Here is a 22,695-nt window from a genome sequence, read left to right on the forward strand (position 1 = left end):
TGGAGCCCTTGCCTCCGGGTACGGGAGGGCGTGCAGAAACGATCCTCCAGCGGCGCGCTGCGCATCTCGTACGACGATCACCCGCCCCTGTGGATAACTTTTGCGGCCCGCCTCGCGGAAGCCCGTACGGTGTGCGTCATGGATCTCCGCACGTCACTCCGACGCACGTCACGGCGGTCCGGCGGCCTCCCACGAGGACCCGGCGCCGGGCGGGCCGCCGCGCGCGCCCCGTACCGCCTCCCGGCCGTCCTCGCGACGGTCCTGCTCCTCCTCGCGAGCAGCCTGCTGCCCGGCATCGCGCCCCCGGCGGCCGCCGCGTCGGACGGTGGCGGCGTCCACCGTGCGGACGCCTTTCGCCGCATGCCGGACGGCACCCGCATCGACACGAGCTACTTCACGGCGGGCGACCCGGACAGGAAGCGCCCCGCCGTCCTCCTCGCCCACGGCTTCGGCGGCAGCAAGGCCGAGCTGCGCTCCCAGGCCGAGTCCTACGCCCGCCGGGGCTACGCCGTCCTCACCTGGTCCGCCCGCGGCTTCGGCCGCTCCGGCGGCGAGATCGGCCTCAACGACCCGGAGCACGAGGTCGAGGACGTCTCCCGCCTCGTCGACTGGCTCGCCCGCCGCCCCGAGGTCCAGCTCGACAAGAAGGGCGACCCGCGCGTCGGCGCGACAGGCGCCTCCTACGGCGGCGCGATCTCCCTGCTCGCGGCAGGCCACGACCCGCGCATCGACGCGATCGCCCCGGAGATCACGTACTGGGACCTGTCCCGGGCGCTGTTCCCCGACGGCGTCTTCAAGAAGCTGTGGGCCGGGATCTTCTTCACCTCCGGCAGCGCGAACATCGGCTCGCGCGTGGCGGGCGTGGGCGTCGGCTGCGGGCGCTTCACGCCCGAGCTGTGCGCGATGTACCGCAGGGTCGCCGAGCGCGGCGCCCCGGACGCGGCGGCGACGAAGCTCCTCCACGACCGCAGCCCCGCCGCCGTGGGCGACAGGATCAAGGTCCCGGCCCTCGTCATCCAGGGCCAGTCCGACTCGCTCTTCCCGCTCTCGCAGGCCGACGAGACGGCCCGGCACATCCGCGCCAACGGCGCCCCCGTCTCGGTCGACTGGATCGCCGGCGGCCACGACGGCGGTGACATGGAGATCCCCCGCCTGACCGGCCGCATCACGAAGTGGTTCGACCGCTACCTGAAGAAGGACCGCTCGGTGGACACCGGCCCGGCCTTCCGCATCTCGCGCAGCGGCTCGGTCGGCGCCACGGACGACACGGCCCGCCTCACGGGCGCCGACCTCTCCGCGTACCCGGGCCTGACCGGCGGCGTCCCGGGACGTACGGCGGACCCGGACCGCGACCCGGCCCCGGCGGGCCGCGACGAGTCCCGCGTCCGCTACACGGAGCACCGCTACGCCCTCCCCCGCGACCGCCAGGTCTTCGCCAACCCGCCCGGCGGCTCGCCGCCCTCGCTCTCGGCCGTCCCGGGCCTCGGCGACGGCCTCGCCCAGCTCGCGGAACGCACGGGCCAGGGCTTTGCGGTCGACTTCCCCGGCCAGTTCGCCCGCTTCGACACGAAGCCGCTCACCAAGCCCGTCCGCATCACGGGCAGCCCCACCGTCTCCGTCGACGTGCGCTCCTCGACCGGCACGGCGGTCCTCTTCGCGAAGGTCTACGACGTGAGCGCGGACGGCGAGAAGCAGGTGCTGCCCGCCCAACTGGTCAGCCCGGTACGGGTCACGGGCGCGCGCGAGGGCCGCAGGGTCGCCGTGACGCTCCCCGCCGTCGACCACCAGGTGGCCAAGGGCCACCGCCTGCGTCTCGTCCTCTCCGCGACCGACCTCGGTTACGCGTCCCCTGCGGCCCCCGCCACGTACTCCGTCACCCCGGCCGGCGCGCTGACCGTCCCGAGCCTCCCGCAGGCCGCGAGCAGCCCGGCCCCGCTCCCGGTCTGGGTATGGGCGCTCCCCGCCGCGGGAGCGGTCCTGGCCCTGCTGCTCCTCCTCGTCCGCCGCCGCACCGACGCGACACCCCCGCCCGACCCGGACCTCGCGGACGTCCCCCTGCGCATCACGGGCCTGGGCAAGAAGTACGCGCGAGGCGCCGACCGCTGGGCCGTACGGGACCTGTCGTTCACCGTGGGACGCGGCCAGGTCCTCGGCCTGCTCGGCCCCAACGGCGCGGGCAAGACGACGACGCTGCGGATGCTGCTCGGCCTCGTGACCCCGGACGAGGGCGGAATCCGCGTCTTCGGCCACGCGATCCGCCCCGGGGCGCCGGTCCTGTCGCGGGTGGGCGCCTTCGTGGAGGGTCCGGGCTTCCTGCCCCACCTCAGCGGTCGCCGCAACCTCGACCTGTACTGGAAGGCGACGGGCCGCCCCGAGGGGGACGCGCACATCGAGGAGGCCCTGGAGATCGCGGGTCTGGGCGAAGCGCTCGACCGCGCGGTGCGCACCTACTCGCAAGGGATGCGCCAACGCCTCGCCCTCGCGCAGGCGATGCTCGGCCTCCCGGACCTCCTCCTGCTCGACGAACCGACCAACGGCCTCGACCCGCCGCAGATCCGCGAGATGCGCGAGGTGATGATCGCGTACGCGGCCTCGGGCCGCACGGTCGTCGTCTCCAGCCATCTCCTCTCGGAGGTCGAGCAGTCCTGCACCCACCTGGTGGTGATGGACCGGGGCCGCCTGGTCGCGGCGGGCCCGGTCGAGGAGATCACCGGAGGCACGGGCGCGGTGACGATCGGCCTGGCCCACCCGGTCCCCGACCCCGTCCTCGCCAAGGCGGCGGCGCTCCCGGGAGTGGCGGAACTGACCCGCGACGACGACCGCACCCTCCTCCTCCACCTGAAGGAAGGCACCACCACGACGGCCCTCCTCGGCCCGCTCCTCTCCCTGGACCTCCCGATCACGACACTGACCCCGCAACGCCGCCTGGAAGACGCCTTCCTCCACCTGATCGGGGGCCCGTCATGACGAGGACACCGCCGCACCACGTGGACACGGCCCCTGCCGCGTGCCGCTGGGATGTCCCCTTCCCGGGCGCTGGGCCGAGCGCGAGCGCGGCCCGTGTCCCGAACCGGGTTTCTCTCCTGCTCCCCGCGACCACCCCCATCCCGAGCCCGACCGGAGGTTCCGCGTGACGCACCTCGGTAGTAGCTGGCCGCCGCCCCTGCCCGCGAACGGTGCCGAAGCCGCGCCGGCCTCCGCGCGTGCGGACGGCTACCGGCCCGGTCGGACCTTGCCCGTGCGGGTGGAGTTGCGGCGGCAGTTGACGCGGCGGCGGACGGCGGTGATGGGAGCGGTGCTGTTCCTGTTGCCGTTCGTGCTCGCCGTGGCCTTCGCCGTGGGCGGGACGCCCGGCGGGGACGGGGCGAACGGGCAGCGGGGCACGCTCATGGACGCGGCGACGCGCTCGGGGGCCGACTTCGCGGCGGTGTGCCTCTTCGTATCGGCGGGCTTCCTGCTCGTCGTCCCGGTCGCCCTCTTCTGCGGGGACACGGTGGCGGCCGAGGCGAACTGGTCGACGCTGCGCTACCTCCTCGCCGCGCCGGTGGCGCGCCAGCGGCTCCTGGCGAGCAAGCTCGCCGTGGCCCTGGCCTGCTCGCTCGCGGCGATGATCCTGCTACCGCTCGTCGGGCTCCTCCTCGGTACGGCGCTCTACGGCTGGGGCCCGCTCGAACTCCCCACGGGAGACTCCGTTTCCGCAGGGGCGGCGGTGCCGCGCCTCGCGCTCGCCGTCGCGTACCTCTTCGTCTCCCAACTCGTCACGGCGGCGCTGGCCTTCTGGCTCTCGACGCGTACGGACGCCCCCCTCGGCGCGGTCGGCGGCGCGGTCGGCCTCACGATCATCGGCAACGTCCTGGACGCCGTCACCGCCCTCGGGCACTGGCGCGACTTCCTGCCCGCCCACTGGCAGTTCGCCTGGACCGACCTCCTCACCCCCGACCTCGCCTGGCAGGGCGCGGCGAAGGGAGCGGCGATCTCGCTGACGTACGCCCTGGTCCTCTTCGCCCTGGCCTTCCGGGGCTTCGCACGGAAGGACGTCGTGTCCTGAACGGGAGCAGACACCCGGGCCCACCTCGCCCGCTCCCTCGCCCCCGGACCACCCCGGCGCGAGCGGGCCGCCGCTCCTGACGCCCGCCGCACGCGTCACCGGCTACCTTCTCCCCGCATGGGGGAACTGATCGTGGTCCGGCACGGGCAGACGGAGTGGAGCCGCTCCGGACGGTATGCGGGCCGTACGGACGTGCCGTTGACGGAGGCGGGGGAGGCGGCGGCGCGCGCTCTCGGGGCCAGGCTGGCGGACCGCCCGCGACCCGTCGCGGTGTTCAGCAGCCCGCTCGGCCGCGCGATGCGCACGGCCCGGCTCGCGGGTCTGGCCGGAGCCCGGCCCGATCCCGACCTGCTGGAGTGGGACTACGGCGGGTACGAGGGGCTGACGGCCGCGCGTATCCGCGCGGGTCGGCCGGGCTGGGAGCTGTGGCGGGACGGGCTCGTTCCCGGCGACGCGGAGCACCCGGGGGAGGGGCTGGAGCGGGTGGCGGCGCGGGTCGATGCCGTACTGGAACGGGTCCGCCCGCTGCTGGACGCGGGAGACGTCGCCGTGGTGGCGCACGGTCACCTCACCCGCGTGCTGGCCGTCCGCTGGCTCGGCCTCGACGCCTCGGCGAGCCGCTTCCTCGGCCTCGACGCCTCGGCGAGCCGCTTCCTCGGCCACCCGCACCCCGGCAGCCTCACCGTCCTGGCCGAGGAGGACGGCCAACGGGTCATCTCCGCCTGGAACACCCGCTGACGACCGGGGCCACGCCTCCACCGACACGGCACGGGCCGGTGTGCTGCGACGGGTGCCCCTCGCCCACCGCCAACGCCACCTCACCCGCTCACTTCACCGGCCCCGGCACCGCTGCTCACCCGCGCGCTCGACCCGCGTCACGGCTCACCTGCCAACCAGCCCCGCACCACCGCTCACCTGCACCCGCACCCGCACCCGACTCCCGCTCACCCCACCCCCCGCACCGAATCGGCATCCGTCTCCCCCTTGATCAGCCGCCGGTGCAGATCCGACAGCCCCTCCGGCAGGTCGTCGGGTTCGCACCAGCGGGCCTCCAGGATCTCCAGGGGGTCGAGGCGGAGGGTGCCGCCGGTGAGGCGGGCCTCGTAGGCGACTTCGAGGCGCAGGCGGTAGCCGCTGCGGAGACGGACGAGGGGGCCGGGGACGACGTCGAGCCCCGTCTCCTCTTTGACCTCGCGGACGACGGTCTGTCCGAACTCCTCGCCCTTCGCGGCGAAGCCGGTCGGCAGGCCCCAGGGCCGCTGCGGCGACCACAGCCGGTGCCGCAGCAGCAGCACGCGTCCCTCGTCGTCGCGTACGACCCCGGTGACACCGACGTTGTACTTGGCGTGCGCGCACCACAACAGCCGCCACTGAAAGGGCCGAAGCAGCCGCCACACACGGGCAATCAGCGCGTGGGGACGGATCATGCCCCCATTGTCGCCCGCCCCGCGCGGCCCCCGGCCGTCGCGTCGGCCGAAGGGGACCACAGGCGAGTGATCCACAACAGGTGGTGTGGGCTGATGATCATCGGGCAGGCGAGGCTTCGACGGAGTCACCCCACCCACCCGCACCGGCCGGTCCCGTTCCGGAGGAGGAACAACCATGAAGTCCTGGCGCACCCGTACGACCCTCGGCCTCGCCACCGTCGCCGCTGCGGTCGCGATCCCGCTGACCGCCGGCACCGCCTCCGCCGCCCAGTGGCACGACGTCGCCGGAGGCCCGGAGATGTACCCGAACCTGGCCTCGTGCCAGGCGGAGATACCGAAGGCCAAGGAGTACTACCAGGACGCCACCTGCGTCGAGGTCAACGGCCAGGTCTCCCTCTGGGTCCTGTACTGACCGGCACAGGCTGAGTGAGACGGGGCGGCGGGGCGGCGAGCATCCACGGGACTCGCCGCCCCGCCGTCTCTCTCACGGCGTCGCCCCTCGCCCCGCGGCTTCCTTCGCGGCGTCTCACCTCGCCCTGCCGCCCCCCACGGCGTCGCCCCTCGCCCCGCCGCCTCCCTCACGGCGTCGCCCTCGCCCCGCCGCTCCGCTGACGGCACTCGCCCCGCCCCGCCGCGAGCTCCGCGCCAAGCCCCCACGCCGGCAGGACCTCCGTACACAACTCCCGCCCCCCAAGCCCCCGCAGGCCGACTCACCCCTCCCCAGCCGGCCAGCCCTCCACCACCAACGGCGGCTCCCCCGGCGTCGCTCGCGGCGCGCGGAAGAGGGCCGGGAGGGCGATTCTCGGGTGGAAGAGCCGGGCCGGTGGTGCGGTGAGGGCGAGGACGGAGCGGTAGTGGCGGCCCGCGCCCGGGTCGCCGGGGACGATCGCGGCGACGCGGCGCAGGTAGCGCCCGGTGAGGCGGTCGAGGGCGTTCGGTCCGGGCCCCGTGGACTCGACGCCGGGAAGCGCGCGGTCGGCCCCCGCCGAGATCGCCCACGCGGTCTCCGCGACCCCGGCCAGCGCCCGCTGCACATCCCGCGTACGCCTGCCACCCCGCCCGAGAAACCGGCCCCCCGAAGCAGCGCCCTCGCGCGCTCCGCCCGCGACTCCGCCTCCGGCCCCCAACACCTTCCGCAGCGCCACCACCTGCTGCGCCGCCACCGTCATCCCCTGCCCGTAGATCGGGTTGAAGGCGCACAGCGCGTCGCCGACGACCAGCAGCCCGGCCGGGCGGCGCCCCGGACGCTCGTAGTAGCGGCGGATGTTTGCCGTGCTGCGGTTGCTGTGCACGGGGCCGACCGGCTCCATCGTGCTGAGCCATTCGCGCAGGTACGGGTGCGGGTACTGGCTCGCGTAGTCCAGGAAACCGGCCGGGTCGGTGGGCGGTTCGCTGCCGCGCGGTCCCGACAGGCTCGCGACCCACAGGCCGTCCTCCACGCGCAACACCACGCCCGTGAGCGGCTGTTCGGTGTCCGGGAGGAAGTACAGGCAGTGGTAACCCGGGTCCTCGGCGCCCGGCCGAAGCCGGTAGCGCTGGGTCGCGTACCCCTGGCCCGTGTCGATCGTCTCCTCGTCGGGCGCCTCCCCGCCGATCTCCCCGAGCCACGTGGGCACCCGCGAGGTCCGCCCCGAGGCGTCCACGACGAGGTCCGCCTCGATCTCGTACGGGTCATCGGCCGCCCCCCGCTTGCGCACGCGCACCCCGCGCACGCGCTCCGCGTCCCCCACGAGCCCCGTCACCCCGGTTCCCGCGAGCAGGTCCACGCCGCCTTCGGCGAGCACCCGTTCCCGTACGACCGTGTCGAGCAACCCCCGTGTGCAGGACAGGAATCGGGTGCTCGCGGCGAAGCGCTCGTACCAGCGCCCCGACTGGTGCTGCACGAGGTCGTACGGCATCCCCACCGGCAGCGCGCCGCGCGCGGACAGCTCGCCGAGGATGCCCGGAAGCAGCGATTCCAGCGCCAACTGGCCGCCCTCGACGAAGACATGGGTGTGCCGCGCCTGCGGAATACCGGGCCGGGGCCCGCTCCCGGCCGCGTCGTCGAGCCGGTCGCGCTCCACGACCGTCACCCGCGCGTGCGCGCTCAGTACCCGCGCCGTGAGCATCCCCGCGAGACTGCCGCCGACGACGACGGCGTGGCGTTCACCGGTAGCGGTCATGAGGTTCCTCCGTGGTGCTCGGTCTCGTCCCCGAAACTCGCGGCGAGTCTAATTGTCATGTATACGACCGGAGTTGACTTCCAGCAGGCACCGCAGCGACGCATCGGGATGCGGTACGCCGGCGGGGGCGCCGTACTCGGGATCGACGGCCGGGACCTGCGGCAGCCGGTTCACGAGGCTCTCCAGCGCGGCCGGCAGGGAGGGCGTACGGCGCGCGTGGCACTGTGCGAGCAGCCGGTGCCGCACGGCGGCCGACAGCGACGGCGGCCCGGTCCCCGGCCCGCCACCGGCCCCGGGCTTCGGCGTCCGCCGCCCGCGCGCCCGCCACCGCTCCGCGTCCCTGAACTCCCCGCGCGCGCTGTGCAGCAGGTACAGCAGGAACGCCGCCGTGCGGTTCCCGCCCTCCGCCGCGTGCCGCCACCACCACCCGGCCGCCTCCTCGGCGCGCGTCAGGTGCAGCAACGCCCCGAAGACGAGGGCCCCGTGGGGGTCGCCGCCGCCCTCGTCGACGGGCTCGGCGACGAGCCGCGCGAGACTCGCGGCGGCGGGCGGCGCGTCCACGACGAGCGCCACGGCCAGATCCAGATCCCGCGCGGCCTGCTCGTGCGGCGCGGGCGCGTGCGCCGCCGGTACGTGCCTCACTCGCCCACCCCGGAAAGCCCCTCCGGGCCGGAAAGCCCCTCCGCCCCGGGAAGGTGCTCCGGCCCGGGTGGCCCCTCCGCCCCGGAAAGCTTCTCCTCCCCGGGTGGCCCCTCCGCCCCTGCGCGCCCCTCCGTCGCCGACGAGCCCGCCACGACGGAAAGCCCCTCCACCCGCCCCCGCGCGTACCGCGCCTGCGCCCCCACCGCCGCCTGCTCGATCCCCAGGTAGTCCGCGATCTCCGCGTCCCCCACCCCCAGCTCGTACCGCAGTACCACCAAGTCGTACAGCCGCTCCGGGAGTTCGGCGAGCGCGGCCCCGGACACCTCGCCAACGGGGCGCACCCCCCGCTCCGTCGCGCACGCGTGCACCTCCGCCTTCAGCACCCGCCACGCGTACCGCGCCACCGAGTCCGAGCCCAGCACCCGCCTCCAGTTCCCGCGCAGCCACCCGCACGCCCGCGCCACGACCTCGTCGCTGTGCGCCGCGCCCACCTGCGACTCCGCGTACCGCGTCCACAGCCCCATGTGCGAATCCGCGAAGGCGTCGAAGGTGAGATCCGGCCGCCGGGGCGCGATCAACGCGGGATCGAGCACGACCCGCACGCCCCCGACCGCACCAGCACCCCCGACCGCACCCACGCCCGCCCCTGAACGCGCACCAAGTCCCGTACCCACACCCGTACCTACATCCGCGCCCACACCGGTATCCACCCCGTCCCCCGCACCCCGACCCCCCTCGTCCCCCGCCCCTCGCTCGCACCGCACAGGCGCCGCTCCTTAGCCCCGATCTGCCCGCATCGCCGGGAGCCACCGCGCGCGTCCCCGCGCAACCCCCGGCAACCCCGCAACCCTGGCCCCCCTTTGTCTCGCGCCCACCTGCTCCTCCATAACCCCTTTGTCTGCGAACGGAGGATGCCTCGGAATTCTGTTCGCACATCAGATCCAGGACGTGTACGACCCCGGGGCCCGGGGGCAGGAGACCCCGCGAGGAAGGGACTGATGGGTGATGGACGAGTACGCGGTGGACCTCGAACTCGATCGCGCGCACTCCGCCCGCATGTACGACTGGTTCCTCGGCGGCACGACGAACTTCCCCGCCGACCGCGAAGCCGCCGCAGCGGCCCTGACGGCCTTCCCGGTCATCCTCACGACGGCCCGCGTCAACCGCGCCTTCATGCACCGCTCCGTCCGCCTCCTGGCCGGCGCGGGACTCAACCAGTTCCTCGACATCGGTACGGGCATTCCGACCAGCCCCAACCTCCACGAGGTCGCCCAGTCCGTCCGCCCCGCTGCGCGCGTCGTCTACGCCGACCACGACCCGATCGTCCTCGCCCACGCCCGCGCGCTCCTGCACAGCAGCCCGCAGGGCCGCACGGCGTACGTGCAGGCCGAGGCCCGCGACCCGGCCGCACTCCTCGCCGCCCCCGACCTCCGCGCGACGCTCGACCTCTCCCGCCCGGTCGCGCTCTCCCTCAACGCCCTCCTCCACTTCGTCCCCGACGACGAGGAGGCGTACGGGCTCGTCGCCGCCCTCAAGTCGGCCCTGGCGCCCGGCAGTACGCTCGCGATCAGCCACGTCACACCGGAGTTCGACCCGGCGGGCATAGCGCGCCTCACCCAGGCGTACGAGTCCTCGGGCACGCCCGGCAAGGCCCGCACGCGCGAGGAGATCGCCCGCTTCTTCACGGGCTGGGACCTCCTGGACCCGGGCCTCGTCCCGAGCCACGCATGGCGTCCCGAAGCCGCGGACCGGACGACGGCGGCGGAATCCGCGTGCTACGCGGCGGTGGCCCGCAAACCCGCCCCCTGACGTGACCGTGATCGCCGGGGGCCGGTCAACCCGCCACCCCACGGCCCCGCCTGGGGTGAACGAGGCGACGTACGGCTTGACGCACCAGAGCGAGCCCGCACCGCCGAGCACTGGGAGAGGACGGCCCCGGACACTGGAGACGTACCTCATCCGGACGCACAGCGATTTGCTGGCGCGGGTCTCGCCCGGGGATGATCTGGTTCCCGCTGCGAGAAGCGGCACCGACCCCGCGCAGAACCGCGGGAGCGGCGCTCTCCCGCACGGGCGGAGCCTGAGCTCCGTACGGAAAAGGCCGCGCGACCGCGTCCGCTTCGGGGCCGTACGGGGCAAAGGACCACCGCACCACGCCCCTCGCTCCCGCGCCACGCCCCCGTACACCCACTGCCACGAGGGGCGGGCTGGCTGGCGGCGCGGAGTGGTGAAAGTGCCATGGTCGCCGCCGGACGCCCGCGACCCGGTGACGGCCCCGACGGGGGAGCTCGCGGGCTGGAACCAGCTGGACGGCGACGGGTGGGACCAGGTTCACGCCTACGTGTCGCAACCGTCGACCGCATCCTGACAAGCGTGCTGGACGAGGCGCCTGGGCTCGACGCGGACACCGATACGGACCTCGATATCCGACTCGGCGACGTACCGCTCACTCACCGGCGCCCGGTCCGCGTCCTCCTGGTCGCGTCGAGGTCGCGCCTGCCGGCTCGGGCCGCTCTTACGGGACCTTGCCGCTGATCCCGGCTTCCACCGTCCTGGAGTCCGTGTTGTGGAGGTATCAATTCTTTCGTCGGTTCATGCGGCCGGGATGGCGACCGCGCGCGGTGACTCTTTCGAGGAATTTTCTTGCCACTTTTGCGGTCACGGCTTGGGCGGAGCGTGACGTTCCGAGTGTCCCTGATGTGACGTTCTGGGTGCGCCGAACTATCGGCCAAACCATAGCTGTCAGTTACACGCATCCTCTTTCGCCTGTTGCGTGAATATCACCTTTTATCGGCCCTGTCGGGTTGTGTGGGCTCAACTTGTAACCCCTTGACGTCTTTCCGTGGCGCAGCGTTGACTCACTCCACTTGTGTGTTTTTCGTGTGTCAGGGGTGGGGTTGTGGGTGGCGGGTGTAGGAGAGATGGGCAGAACGTGCCTGTAGGGGGGCGCGGTTCTCGACGTAGCGGGCGCTGGGTCGGCGCGCTGCTGGGTGCGGCCCTGACGCTGGGGCTGCTGCCGCTCGCCACGGCTCCCGCATCCGCCGCTGACGATCCTGCCGCCGGGGGGACGTCGCAGCAGGCCACGGGGGGACCGGGCGCGGGTACGCAAGGGGAGCAGGGGGCCTCCGCAACGGATCAGGCCCTTGCCGAGGCGAAGGCGTCGGGGAAGCCGGTCGAAGTCGTCTCCTTGCGTGGGGAGTCGCGGGACGTGTTCGCGACGCCGGAGGGGCACTTGGAGGCGCGGGAGTACCTGCGCCCGGTGCGAACCCGTAAGGACGGCAAGTGGGTCGATGTCGACACCGACCTGGCGGTGTCTTCGGCCGGGGTGCGGCCGAAGGCGGCGGTGACGGATGTGACCTTCTCGGCGGGCGGCGATCAACCGCTGGTGCGAATGGAGCGGGCGGGGCGCGAGCTGGCGTTGTCCTGGCCCTCGGCGTTGCCGCAGCCGGTGGTGTCGGGGGACACCGCGACGTACCCAGAGGTGTTGCCGGGTGTTGACCTGCGGATGGGTGCGCAGGTGGACGGCTTCACGCAGTTGCTGGTGGTGAAGAGTGCGGAGGCGGCGGCGAATCCGGAGCTGAAGTCGTTGCGGCTGAAGCTCGCGGCGGGGGGGATGGCGGTCAAGGAGACCGCGCAAGGTGGTCTGGAAGCCGTCGACGATGGTGCGGGCAGTGCTGTCTTCGAGGCGCCGACGCCGCAGATGTGGGACTCCTCGACGGGGCCGGGTGCGGGTTCGGGTGCGGGGGGCGCCTCGAAGGCGGCTCGCTCGGGCGGTTCGGTCAATGCGGTGGCAGAGGGCGCCGACGAGCCGGGAGCGGCCGAGTCGGGCAAGCTGGCCCCGGTGGGTGTGGACGTGCCGGCGGGTGGCAAAGAGCTCGTGCTGACGCCGGATCAGGACGTGCTGTCGGGCAAGGACACGCGCTACCCGGTGTTCATCGACCCGCAGTGGTACTCGCCGAAAGCCTCGTCGTGGACGATGGCGTCGAAGTACTGGGCGTCGTCGCCGCAGTGGAAGTTCAACGGTGACCACGACGCGGGAGTGGGTTTCTGCGGGTGGGATTACTGTGCGCCGCAGGACACGAAGCGGGTCCTTTACCAGATTCCGGTGTCGAAGTTCGCGGGGAAGTCGATTCTTTCGGCGGAGTTCGTGGTGCGGAACACGTGGTCGGCGACGTCGTCGAATCACAGTGTCGAGCTGTGGCAGACGAAGGGGATTTCGTCGTCGACGACGTGGAACTCGCAGAACGCCTCGGGGTTCTGGGTCAAGAAGCTCGACACGCGGTCATTCGCGTACGGGTTCAACGGCAAGGATCAGAAGGATGCCGAGTTCGATGTGAAGTCGGCGGTGCAGTCGGCCGCGAACAGCAAGGCGTCGACGATGACGTTCGGCCTCCAGGCGAGCGACGAGTCCGACAAGAACGCGTGGAAGCGGTTCTCGGACAAGGCGTATCTGCGGGTCCAGTACAACCGCCCTCCGGCGCAGGTGCGCACGTCGCAGTTGTCCATGGAGTACGGCGGTTCGTGCAAGAACTCGGCGTCGGCGGCCCGGGTGCGGACGCTGGGCAAGCTGTACGCGAACAACGTGACCGACCCGGATGGGGATTCGGTGGCGGTGCAGTTCCAGGCGTCGTGGGGTGCGGACAACAAGCCGCAGTGGAAGCCCGCGCGCACTTCGATGAAGGCGTCCGGTTCGAACTTCGTCATGGCATTGCCGTCGTCGATCCCGAAGAACACGAAGATCAACTGGTATGTGCGGGTGTGGGACGGGGCGCAGTACTCGCCGTGGTCGTACGCGGGTGATCCGCAGGCATGCTATTTCACGTACGACACCTCCGTGCCGAAGGCGCCTTCGGTGACGTCGGCGGAGTACCCGGAGATGAATTCCGACGACCCGGACGACCCGTGGTACGACGGCGTGGGCAAATACGGCACATTCGGTCTGAAGGCGGCCGACGCCGATGTGACGACGTACTGGTACGGGATCAACAGCGACCCGTCCTCGGCGCACAAGATCACGACGAGCGCGGGTGCGGCGAAGACGTTTCAGACGCTGCCGGCCAAGCCGGGCCTCAACTACGTCACGGCTCAGGCGTTCGACGCGGCCGGAAACGGCAGTGAGATCCGTACGTACATCTACCGCGTACGTGCCGGGCAGCCGGACCGTGCGACCTGGCAGCTCGACGAGGCGGCCGGGGAGACGGAGGCGAAGGGCTCGACCCCGGCGCGGACCATGGACATGCACGGCGGTGTCACGCTCGGCGAGGAAGGCGCGATCGGCACGGCCGCCCACTTCAATGGCACCGACGGGTACGCGCACAGCGACCTGCCGGTGGTGAACACGAGTGGTGGATTCGCGGTGTCGGCGTGGGTCAAGCTCGACAAGATGCCCGAGCAGGCGGCGGTCGTGGCGAGCCAGACCGGTAACAACAGGCCCGGTTTCGAGCTGTACTACTCGTCCAGCTATGACCGTTGGGTGTTCAACCAGTATGCCGAGGACAAGTCGGGAACGGTCCCGATCATCCGGGCCATGTCCGCCCAGCCGGGGGACGCGAAGGCGGGATCGTGGACTCATCTGGTCGGCTCGTACAGCTCGACCGATGACAAGCTGGCTCTTTATGTGGACGGCAAGCTTGCCGGGGAGACGGCGTACAGCACTCCGTGGGAGGCGCGTCGCGGCTTCCAGATCGGCGCGGGCTCGTACACGGGCGATGCGCGGAGTGCCTTCTTCCCCGGCCTGATCGATGAGGTGCAGGTCTTCGACAAGCCGCTGACGGTCAACGAGGTCGCGGTCCTGAAGGACAAGAAGGACGTGGGTGACCCGGGCCGTCCCGCGATCGCTCAGTTCCCGCTCGACGAGGCCGCGGGTGCGACGAAGATCGAGGGCCACGGCCAGGTGTTCCCGGCGAAGTACTCGGGCGGGGTGACCACCGGGGTCGAGGGCGTGACGGGCAAGGCCGCGCACTTCGACGGCACGACGGGGTACGGGCGTATCGCCCAAGAGCGTGGCCCACATATGAATACGCAGCGCAGCTTCGCGGTCTCCGCTTGGGCAAAGCTGGACAAGAAGCCGGACGCCGCGGCGGACATCGTTTTGCAGGCCGGCAACTTCGCCCCTGGCCTGGAGCTGTACTACTCCTCGGCATACGACCGCTGGGCGTTCAACCAGTACTCCGAGGACGCGGTCGGCGCGAAGGTGATCCGCGCGATGCAGCCGGACGGCGCGCACGCACAGGTCGGCGAGTGGGTCCACCTGGTCGGCGTGCACGACACGGTCGCAAACACTCTCACGCTGTATGTGAACGGGGCGAAGGCGGGGACGACGGACCTGCCGGAGGCGTGGTACGCGGACCAGTCCATGTACCTGGGGGCGGGCGTATACAACGGCAGTACGGCACCCAGTAGTTACTTCCCCGGCACGATCGACGACGTCCGCCTGTACGACCGTGTCGTCTCCCCGGAGGAGGTCGCGCAGATGTTCAAGCAGCACCCGCTGCTGAAGGGTCGCTGGAACTTCGAGGAGAAGTCGGCGTCGGCCCCTGCGACGAGCCCGGACCTGTCGGCCCAGGGCCGTGCGATGACGCTCCAGGGTGGCGCGGACCTCGGTTTCGGCTGGGTCGACAACCAGGGACTGGACCTGAACGGCACCGACGCCTACGCCTCCACCTCCGCGATGCCGGTGGACACGAGTACGAGCTTCTCGCTCAGCGCGTGGACGCTGGCGGCGGCCCAGCCGGACAAGGAGGTCACGGTGCTGAACGCCGAGGCAAGTACCAGCAGCGCGGTGCGCGTGGACTGGGTGCCGGGTACGGAGAACAACGCGCAGGGCTCGTTCGAGCTGAGCGTGGCGAGCAAGGACGGCGCGGACGCGACGGTGGAGAAGGTCTCCAGTACGTCCTTCGACGACATCACCGGTCCCAACCACCTGGCGGTCGTCTACGACGGCTTCGCCAAGGAGGTCCGTCTCTACGTCAACGGCCAGTTGCAGGAGTCGGTCTGCGGTGACGACGACGGTGACGACAAGGCTGATGACAGCACGTGCCAGGACGTCATCGCCTGGGGCGAGAACGTCCTCTCGCACAAGGCTGCCAAGGGCTTCGACGTGGGCGCGGCGGTCACCGGAGGGAAGGCGAGCAACTTCTTCCCCGGCATGATCGACGACGTGTGGGCCTTCCAGGGCGCGCTGGACGAGAACCAGGTCCAGTACCTCAACAACAACCTCTACGACGTCCCCACCCAGGTCCCCGGCTCGGTGTAAAGACCTCCGGCAACGGCCGTCCCTCTCCCCACCCACGCAGCGGCGCGGGTGGGGAGAGGGGAGCGGTCACTCATGACCCCCCAACCGTGTCCCCCGCCCGGGGACGCCCGGCACTGAGAGATGCCCTCATGAAACCCCGAAAGGTCCGGCACGCGCGCGTCTTGAGGCGCCGCCTGTCCCTGCTGGTGAGCGGTGCGCTCGCGGCAGGCCTGATACAGGCGGCCGCCTCCCCGGTACAGGCGGCCGCAGACTCCGTTCCCCAGCAGGTGTCCACCGACCACCCCGTCAAGGGCGAGCGCGGAAGCGCGGCCGAACCCCGTGCCAAGGACAAGATCCCCGCGCACCCGAAGGCACCCCGGCACACATGGCCGAAGGCCGGGCGGCACACGGTGAAGGTGGACGCGACCGGTGGAACCGGAACCAAGCATCTGAAGCGGGCGGGGACGAGTCCCATCAGCCTCGCACCCGTCGCCACGGCCAAGACGGCGACGCGTAAGGCGGCCAAGGCCGACACGACGACCACCGCGGCCGAGGGCGCGGTGGAGACGGAGGTCGTCAGCCAGGCCCGTACCGAGAAGGCCGGGGTCAAGGGACTGCTCTTCACTCTGGTCCCGCAGCAGGCGCAGACTGAGTCGACGGACAAGGCCGGGGCGGTCTCCGTCGGCGTGGACTACTCCTCCTTCGCCGGCGCCTACGGCGGCTCCTACGCCTCCCGTCTTCACCTCGTCTCGTACCCGGCCTGTGTCCTGACCAGCCCGGAGAAGGACGCCTGCCGCAGGGCGACGCCCGTCGAGACGCGGAACGACACCACGACAAAGTCCCTGACCGCCTCAGCGGTGGCACTCTCGGCGGCGGCACCGACCGTGCTGGCGGCGGAGGCCGACGACAAGGGCGAGAAGGGCGACTACAAGGCGACCTCGCTCTCGGACGCCGCCTCGTGGAACACCAACCTCAACTCCGGTGACTTCAGCTGGTCCTACGACTTCACCACGCCCGACGTGCCGGGCGGCCTGGCGCCGAGCCTGAACCTGGGCTACTCCTCCGGCTCGATCGACGGCCGGACCTCGAACACCAACAACCAGAGCTCCTGGGTCGGTGACGGCTTCGACCTCACCACCGGTTCGATCGAGCGTCGCTACAAGCCCTGCGCTGACGACGGCGAGAAGAAGAACGCGGACGGCAATCGTCCCGGAGACCTCTGCTGGGACTACGACAACGCCTTCCTGTCGTTCAACGGCAAGGGCGGCGAACTCGTCCCGACGGGTACGGACTCCTTCAAGCTCCAGCAGGACGACGGCACCCGTATCGACCGCCTGCGGGACACGGCGCGCGGGAACGGCGACGCGGACGGCGAGTACTGGCGGGTGACGACCCCGGACGGCACGCGCTACTACTACGGCTACAACCGTCTCCCCGGTTACGCCTCGGGCAACGAGGCCACGAATTCCGTGTGGACCGTGCCGGTCTTCGGCAACAACACCGGCGAGCCCTGCCACAAGGACGACTTCGCCTCCTCGTACTGCGAGCAGGGCTGGCGCTGGAACCTCGACTACGTCGTCGACACGCACGGCAACGCGATGACGTACCACTACACGAAGGAGAGCAACAGCTACGGCCGCAACCTCAAGGCCGAGGACGACACCACGTACACGCGGGGCGGTTACCTCGACCGGATCGACTACGGGCTGAAGTCCGACAAGATCTACGGCGCCAAGCCCCTCGCGCAGGTCGTCCTCTCGAATGCGGAGCGCTGCCTGCCCGAGTCCGGTGTGACCTGCGAGGCGTCCACGATCAAGGACAAGTCCACGTACTGGTACGACACCCCGTGGGACCTCAACTGCGACGCGGGCAGCAAGTGCGACGAGGGCCGGCTGTCCCCGTCGTTCTGGACCCGTAAACGGCTGACCGGCATCACCACCCAGGTCCTCAAGGCCGATGGCACGTACGGCAAGGTGGACAGCTGGGCGCTGAACCACAAGTGGGGCATGGCCGACACCGACTACCAGCTCCTGCTCGACAGCATCCAGCACACCGGCCAGGCCGCGAGCCCTGCCATCACCCTGCCGAAGACCACCTTCGCGTACACGCAGCTGGCCAACCGGCTCGACAAGACGGGCGACGGCTACGCGCCCTTCATCAAGTCCCGCCTCTCCACGATCGACGGAGAGACCGGGAGCCAGGTGGACGTCGCCTACTCCGAGCCGGCCTGCGATGCTTCGGCGCTGCCGAAGCCGGAGTCGAACACCACGCGCTGTTACCCGGTCTACCTGAACCAGGACCCGGACGCGACGACCACCGAGGTGCAGTGGTTCAACAAGTACGTCACCACCCAGGTGACCGCCTCCGACCGCACCGGTGGCGCGGCGGACATGATCACGCGCTACGAGTACATGGGGCCCGCGGCCTGGCACTACAACGACTCCGACGGGCTGACCCGGAAGAAGTACCGCACCTGGGACCAGTGGCGGGGCTACGGCCAGACCCGCGTCCTCACCGGTGGCAGCGACGGCATGAAGTCCCAGCAGGACACGTACTTCCTGCGGGGCATGGACGGTGACCGCAAGGACACCACCGGCGGCACCAAGAGCGTCAGCGTCTCGCTCGGCAGTGGCGAGGGCGACCCGATCACCGACCTCGCGCCGTACGCGGGTTACACCTACAAGACGGTGACGTACGACCAGCCCGGCGGGAAGATCCTTGCCAAGACGGTCAGCCTGCCGTGGCAGTACGAGACGGCGAAGAAGGTGCGCGACTGGGGGGCCGTCACCTCGAACTTCAGCGGCGCGGCACAGAGCATGAGCTGGACGTCTCTGGACGACGGTGCGGGTGCAAAGTGGCGCACGACGAAGACCGAGACCATCTATGACACCGTCGCCGGGCGCGCCATCAAGGTCAACGACCTCGGTGACACCGGTACGGCCGACGACGACGCTTGCACGCTGACGACGTACGCCGACAACAAGACCGACAACATCCTCAGCCTCCCGTCCCGGGTGGAGACCCTGTCGAAGGCGTGCGGGGCGTCCGTCGACCGCGCGAAGGACGTGGTCTCGGACGTACGCACCGCCTATGACGGCGGCGCCTACGGGGCCGCGCCGACGAAGGGTGACGCGACCCGGGCGGCGGCGCTGAAGTCGTACGCCGGGACGAAGGCGACCTATCTCGAGGGCGAAACGACCTACGACGGCTACGGCCGGACGCTCACCACGACGGACCTGTCCGCGAACGTCACCGTGGACGGTGACGCGGCGCCGGCCCGTTCGACGCGGACCGACGGGCGGACGACGACGACCGCTTACACCCCCGCGACCGGCTTCCCGACGCAGGTGAAGACGACCACGCCGCCGGCCAAGGCGGGAACAGCTACGTCGAGCCTGACCACGAGCCAGACGCTGGAAACCCTTCGCGGCCTCCCGGTGAAGGCGACGGACGCGAACGGGAACGACACGGTCACGTCCTACGACGCGCTGGGCCGGGCGAGCAAGGTGTGGCTGGCCGACCGGCAGACCACCGACCTGCCGAGCTACGAGTACACGTACTTCATCAAGGAGGGGGCGCCCTCGGCGGTCGGCACCCGCACGATCGGGAACAACGACGCACAGACCCGCTACAGCTACACGCTCTACGACGGCATGCTGCGCGCACGGCAGACGCAGACGCCCGGCCCGAAGGGCGGCACGCTCGTCGCGGACACGTTCTACGACGCCCGCGGCCTGGTGGAGAAGACGTTCGCTCCGTACTACACCACTGGTGGGCCCTCGACGAGTCTGTTCCTGCCGGACGACGCGCTGAGTGTGCAGTCCCAGACGCGTACCGTCTACGACGGCCTCGGCCGGGCCACGCAGGCACAGCAGATCGCGGGTAACGGCGACGGAGGTGCCGTCCTCAACACCACGAAGACGATCTACGGCGGGGACCGCACCACCGTGATCCCGCCCCAGGGCGCCACGGCCACCACCACGGTGACGGACGCGCGGGGACGCACGACCGAGCTGCGGCAGTTGCACTCGCACGACACCGACGCCGCCGCCGACGTGACGCGCTACACCTACGACGCACGGGGACAGCTCGCGACGGCGGCGGACCCGGCCGGCAACAAGTGGACGTACACCTACGACCAGATGGGTCGGCAGGTCGAGACGACCGACCCCGACAAGGGGAAGACGGTCACCGCGTACGACGACCGGGACCAGGTCGACCACACGACCGACGCCAAGGGGGTGAGCCTCTACAGCGTCTACGACGGCATGGGCCGCAAGACCCAGCTTCGTGAGGGCAGCACCAGCGGCACACTCCGGGCCGAATGGACATACGACTCCGCAATCGGTGGCAAGGCGCTGCCCGCCTCCAGCACCCGTTACGACAATGGGCAGGCGTACAAGTCCCAGGTCAGCTACTACGACGACCTGGGCCGGGCCATGAAGTCGTCCGTCACGATCCCCTCGACCGAGGGCGCGCTCGGCAAGACGTACAACTCCTCGACGACGTACCTGCGTTCCGGCCTCGTCTCCGGTGCGAGCACGAGCGCGGCCGGGGGTCTCACGGGCGGCAGCGTTTCCTACAGCTACGACGACGACACCCTGTGGCCGACCCGGGTGAGCGCGGACGGCCAGATCGCCGGACTCACCACGTACACCAACGACGGCAAGCCTGACGTCATCACTGTGGCCCCGGAAGGCAGTTCCAAGACCACGCAGGTCAAGAACAGCTACGAGTGGGGCACGCAGCGCCTGTCCGAGCAGGTCGTCTCCCGGCAGGACCAGCCCGGCATCGACCGCGATGCGGCCTATCACTACGACGAGGCCGGCAACATCACCTCAGTCGCGGACACCTCGCGTACCGGTACCGACAACCAGTGCTACATCTACGACTATCTCGGCCGCATCACCGAGGCGTGGGCGCAGGGCACGACGACCTGCTCCGGCAGTCCGGTGACCGCGGCCCTCGGTGGCCCCGCCCCGTACTGGCAGACCTTCACGTACGACGTGACCGGCAACCGGACCACACAGATCCAGCACGACCTGACCGGCAAGAACAACACCAAGACCACGTACACCTATCCCGCGGCCGGCGGCGCGCACCCCCACGCCCTCAGCCAGGCGATGACGACCGGCCCGACGGGCCAGCGGCTCGACGAGTACCACTACGACGAACTCGGCAACACCGACAAACGCCCCGGCCAGACCCTGAGCTGGGACGCGGAAGGCCACCTCGCCTCCGTCACGGAGGACAACGGCGACAAGACGTCGTACCTCTACGACGCGGACGGCAACCGTCTCATCGCCCGCACCCCGACCGAGACCACGCTCTACCTCGGCGGCACCGAAGTCACGCTGAAGAAGGGCGCGACCAAGGCCGAGGCCACCCGCTACACCGATCTCGGCAGCGGCATCACCGCCGTCCTGGCGGACAACGGCAAGTACCGCTACACCATCCCCGACCACCAGGGCACCGGTCAGCTCGCCGTCGATGCCGACACCCTGGCCATCCAGCAGCGTCGTACCACCCCCTTCGGCCAGCCACGCGGCACCACACCCGACAACTGGCCGGGGACCAAGGGCTTCGTCGGCGGCACCGACGACACCGAGAGCACCGGGCTCCAGCACCTCGGAGCCCGCGAGTACGACCCCCAGACGGGCCGCTTCATCAGCGTCGACCCGATCATGGACCTCACCGACCCTCAACAAATCAACGGCTACGCCTACAGCAACAACAGCCCGGTCACGTATGCGGACGCGAGCGGGCAGTGGCTCGACGACGGCACTGGGCACAGCCAACCCCGCGACGCCTCGCACTACACGCCGGACTACGCACACGGCCCGGCGATGGGACCCGCCCCGAAGAAGGCATCGCCCCCACAAGCGACGAAGTCGTCTGGCGGCGGAGGCTTCTGGGGCGGCGTTGCTAACGTCACCAAGGCAGCCGTGGGCAAGGCCGAGAGCGCCGGCAAGTGGGTTGCGAAGACGGCGAAGAAGGCTGCCGTCGCTACCTGGAACTGGGTCGACGACAACAAAGCGACGCTTGTCACAGTGGGGGTCGATGTTGGTTGCGGATTCGCCCTCGGGATTGTTACGGGCGGAGTAGGTCTCCTGGGAGCTGCCGGCTGCGGTGCACTCGGCGGCATGGCTGGGGGATTCGTCGGCAACGCAACGGACGAAAACGCCGATCACAGCACGACAGGAGTTCTCAAGGACGAACTCGCGGGCGGCGTCCTGGGCGGGGCGAGCGGTGCGGCCGGAGGAGCTCTCGGCCAGATCTCGCGCATGCTGACGCGGACGGCGAAGGTCAAGGGAGCAGGCGGGGGCGTGGGAAAGGCCTGCCACAGCTTCCTCCCCGGCACTGGCGTTCTACTGGCGGACGGCACGCATAAGGCGATCGAGAAACTCAAGCTGGGAGAAGAGGTTCTCGCCACCGACCCTGAAACCGGCGAGACCGTGAAGAAGAAGATCGTCTCCACCATCACCACGGAGGACGACAAGGACTTCACGGACCTCACCATCGCCACCGGCAAGGGGCATTCCGGAATCATCGCGACCGACACCCACCCCTTCTGGGTCCCCAACCTGAAGAAGTGGGTCAAGGCCGGCGACCTCCACCCCGGCCAGTGGCTCCGCACCAGCTCCGGTACCCACGTCCAGATCACTAACGTCAGCCACTACACCAAGCGGCAGCGGACTCACGACCTGACCATCGATGACGTCCACACGTACTATGTACTCGCTGGAACTACCCCGGTCTTGGTGCACAACTGCAATGAAGCGGGCGACTATCTCTATCGCGGAATTCCCAAGGGGCATCCCGCGTATGACGATGCCCTTCAGGGACATGCGGTGCCCAGAGGTGGCCATTCCGACCCTGGGCGCCATGCAGGAGGCAATACCGAAAGCGAGTTCACCTCGTGGACCCACGACTATGAAGGCGTGGCCCTTGATGCCGCAGAGGAGCTTGGTCCGGGTGGAATCGTTCTGAGGATTCCAAGATCCAGTGTTCCGAAGGGAATCGACACTCAGATTCACGGCACGGACTTGGAATCGTACGAGGAGATGGAGCACGCGCTCCGAGGCCCGGTAGGAGGCGCGGAGATCAGCATCAGCAGAGGGCCGTGGACTCTGCCAGGGGGGTAGGGTCCTGCATGAGACAGCCTGCTGGGGTCGAGCACGA

At 70.6% G+C, this 22,695-nt stretch carries 11 protein-coding genes and 1 pseudogene; 8 read left to right on the forward strand and 4 right to left on the reverse strand.

Annotated elements, in window-relative coordinates; genetic code table 11:
• Positions 1 to 138 precede the first annotated feature (138 nt).
• From STTU_RS21690 to STTU_RS21700, 3 genes are all read left to right on the forward strand, one after another.
• Positions 139 to 2,967, forward strand: a complete 2,829-nt coding sequence (locus tag STTU_RS21690; RefSeq protein WP_234019286.1) for an alpha/beta fold hydrolase — start codon at positions 139 to 141, stop codon at positions 2,965 to 2,967.
• 196 nt (positions 2,968 to 3,163) lie between these two features.
• Positions 3,164 to 4,048, forward strand: a complete 885-nt coding sequence (locus STTU_RS21695; RefSeq protein ID WP_043257620.1) for an ABC transporter permease — start codon at positions 3,164 to 3,166, stop codon at positions 4,046 to 4,048.
• Positions 4,049 to 4,165: 117 nt separating this feature from the next.
• Positions 4,166 to 4,786 (forward strand): histidine phosphatase family protein, encoded by a 621-nt coding sequence (locus STTU_RS21700; protein WP_043255935.1) that lies wholly within the window; start codon positions 4,166 to 4,168, stop codon positions 4,784 to 4,786.
• Between the two features lie 206 nt (positions 4,787 to 4,992).
• Here the strand turns inward: STTU_RS21700 and STTU_RS21705 are convergent, their stop codons facing one another.
• Positions 4,993 to 5,409, reverse strand: coding sequence for an NUDIX domain-containing protein (locus tag STTU_RS21705; RefSeq protein WP_007826830.1), 417 nt, complete (start codon positions 5,407 to 5,409; stop codon positions 4,993 to 4,995).
• A 241-nt stretch (positions 5,410 to 5,650) separates the two neighbouring features.
• On the opposite strand from STTU_RS21705, the gene STTU_RS21710 reads away from it, so the two are divergent.
• Entirely contained in the window at positions 5,651 to 5,887 is a 237-nt protein-coding gene (locus STTU_RS21710) for a hypothetical protein (protein WP_007826832.1), read from the forward strand.
• 298 nt (positions 5,888 to 6,185) lie between these two features.
• Here STTU_RS21710 and STTU_RS21715 read toward each other — a convergent pair whose 3' ends face one another.
• Genes STTU_RS21715 through STTU_RS21725 form a run of 3 tightly spaced genes read right to left on the reverse strand, consistent with a single transcriptional unit; the run spans position 6,186 to position 8,881 of the window.
• Complete coding sequence (locus STTU_RS21715) at positions 6,186 to 7,637, reverse strand: FAD-dependent oxidoreductase (RefSeq protein WP_007826834.1); 1,452 nt, start codon at positions 7,635 to 7,637, stop codon at positions 6,186 to 6,188.
• A 48-nt stretch (positions 7,638 to 7,685) separates the two neighbouring features.
• Positions 7,686 to 8,279, reverse strand: coding sequence for a hypothetical protein (locus STTU_RS21720; RefSeq protein ID WP_043255937.1), 594 nt, complete (start codon positions 8,277 to 8,279; stop codon positions 7,686 to 7,688).
• Positions 8,276 to 8,881: a sigma factor-like helix-turn-helix DNA-binding protein gene (locus tag STTU_RS21725; protein WP_043255939.1), complete on the reverse strand. Its 606-nt coding sequence runs from the start codon at positions 8,879 to 8,881 to the stop codon at positions 8,276 to 8,278. Before STTU_RS21725 ends, STTU_RS21720 begins: the two co-directional genes overlap by 4 nt.
• A 403-nt stretch (positions 8,882 to 9,284) precedes the next feature.
• Here STTU_RS21725 and STTU_RS21730 point away from each other — a divergent pair, with 403 nt between their 5' ends.
• The 4 genes and pseudogenes from STTU_RS21730 to STTU_RS21740 all read left to right on the forward strand — a co-directional run bounded on the left by STTU_RS21730 (position 9,285) and on the right by STTU_RS21740 (position 22,658).
• Positions 9,285 to 10,088: an SAM-dependent methyltransferase gene (locus tag STTU_RS21730; protein WP_043255940.1), complete on the forward strand. Its 804-nt coding sequence runs from the start codon at positions 9,285 to 9,287 to the stop codon at positions 10,086 to 10,088.
• A gap of 546 nt (positions 10,089 to 10,634) precedes the next feature.
• Positions 10,635 to 10,742: pseudogene (locus STTU_RS36210) on the forward strand (Uma2 family endonuclease); the annotation flags it as partial.
• Positions 10,743 to 11,487: 745 nt separating this feature from the next.
• Entirely contained in the window at positions 11,488 to 15,534 is a 4,047-nt protein-coding gene (locus STTU_RS21735; RefSeq protein WP_043255942.1) for a LamG-like jellyroll fold domain-containing protein, read from the forward strand.
• Between the two features lie 266 nt (positions 15,535 to 15,800).
• Positions 15,801 to 22,658, forward strand: coding sequence for a polymorphic toxin-type HINT domain-containing protein (locus STTU_RS21740; RefSeq protein WP_007826840.1), 6,858 nt, complete (start codon positions 15,801 to 15,803; stop codon positions 22,656 to 22,658).
• The last annotated feature ends 37 nt before the right edge of the window (positions 22,659 to 22,695 follow it).

The sequence above is a fragment of the Streptomyces sp. Tu6071 genome, assembly GCF_000213055.1.
Lineage (GTDB): Bacteria > Actinomycetota > Actinomycetes > Streptomycetales > Streptomycetaceae > Streptomyces > Streptomyces evansiae.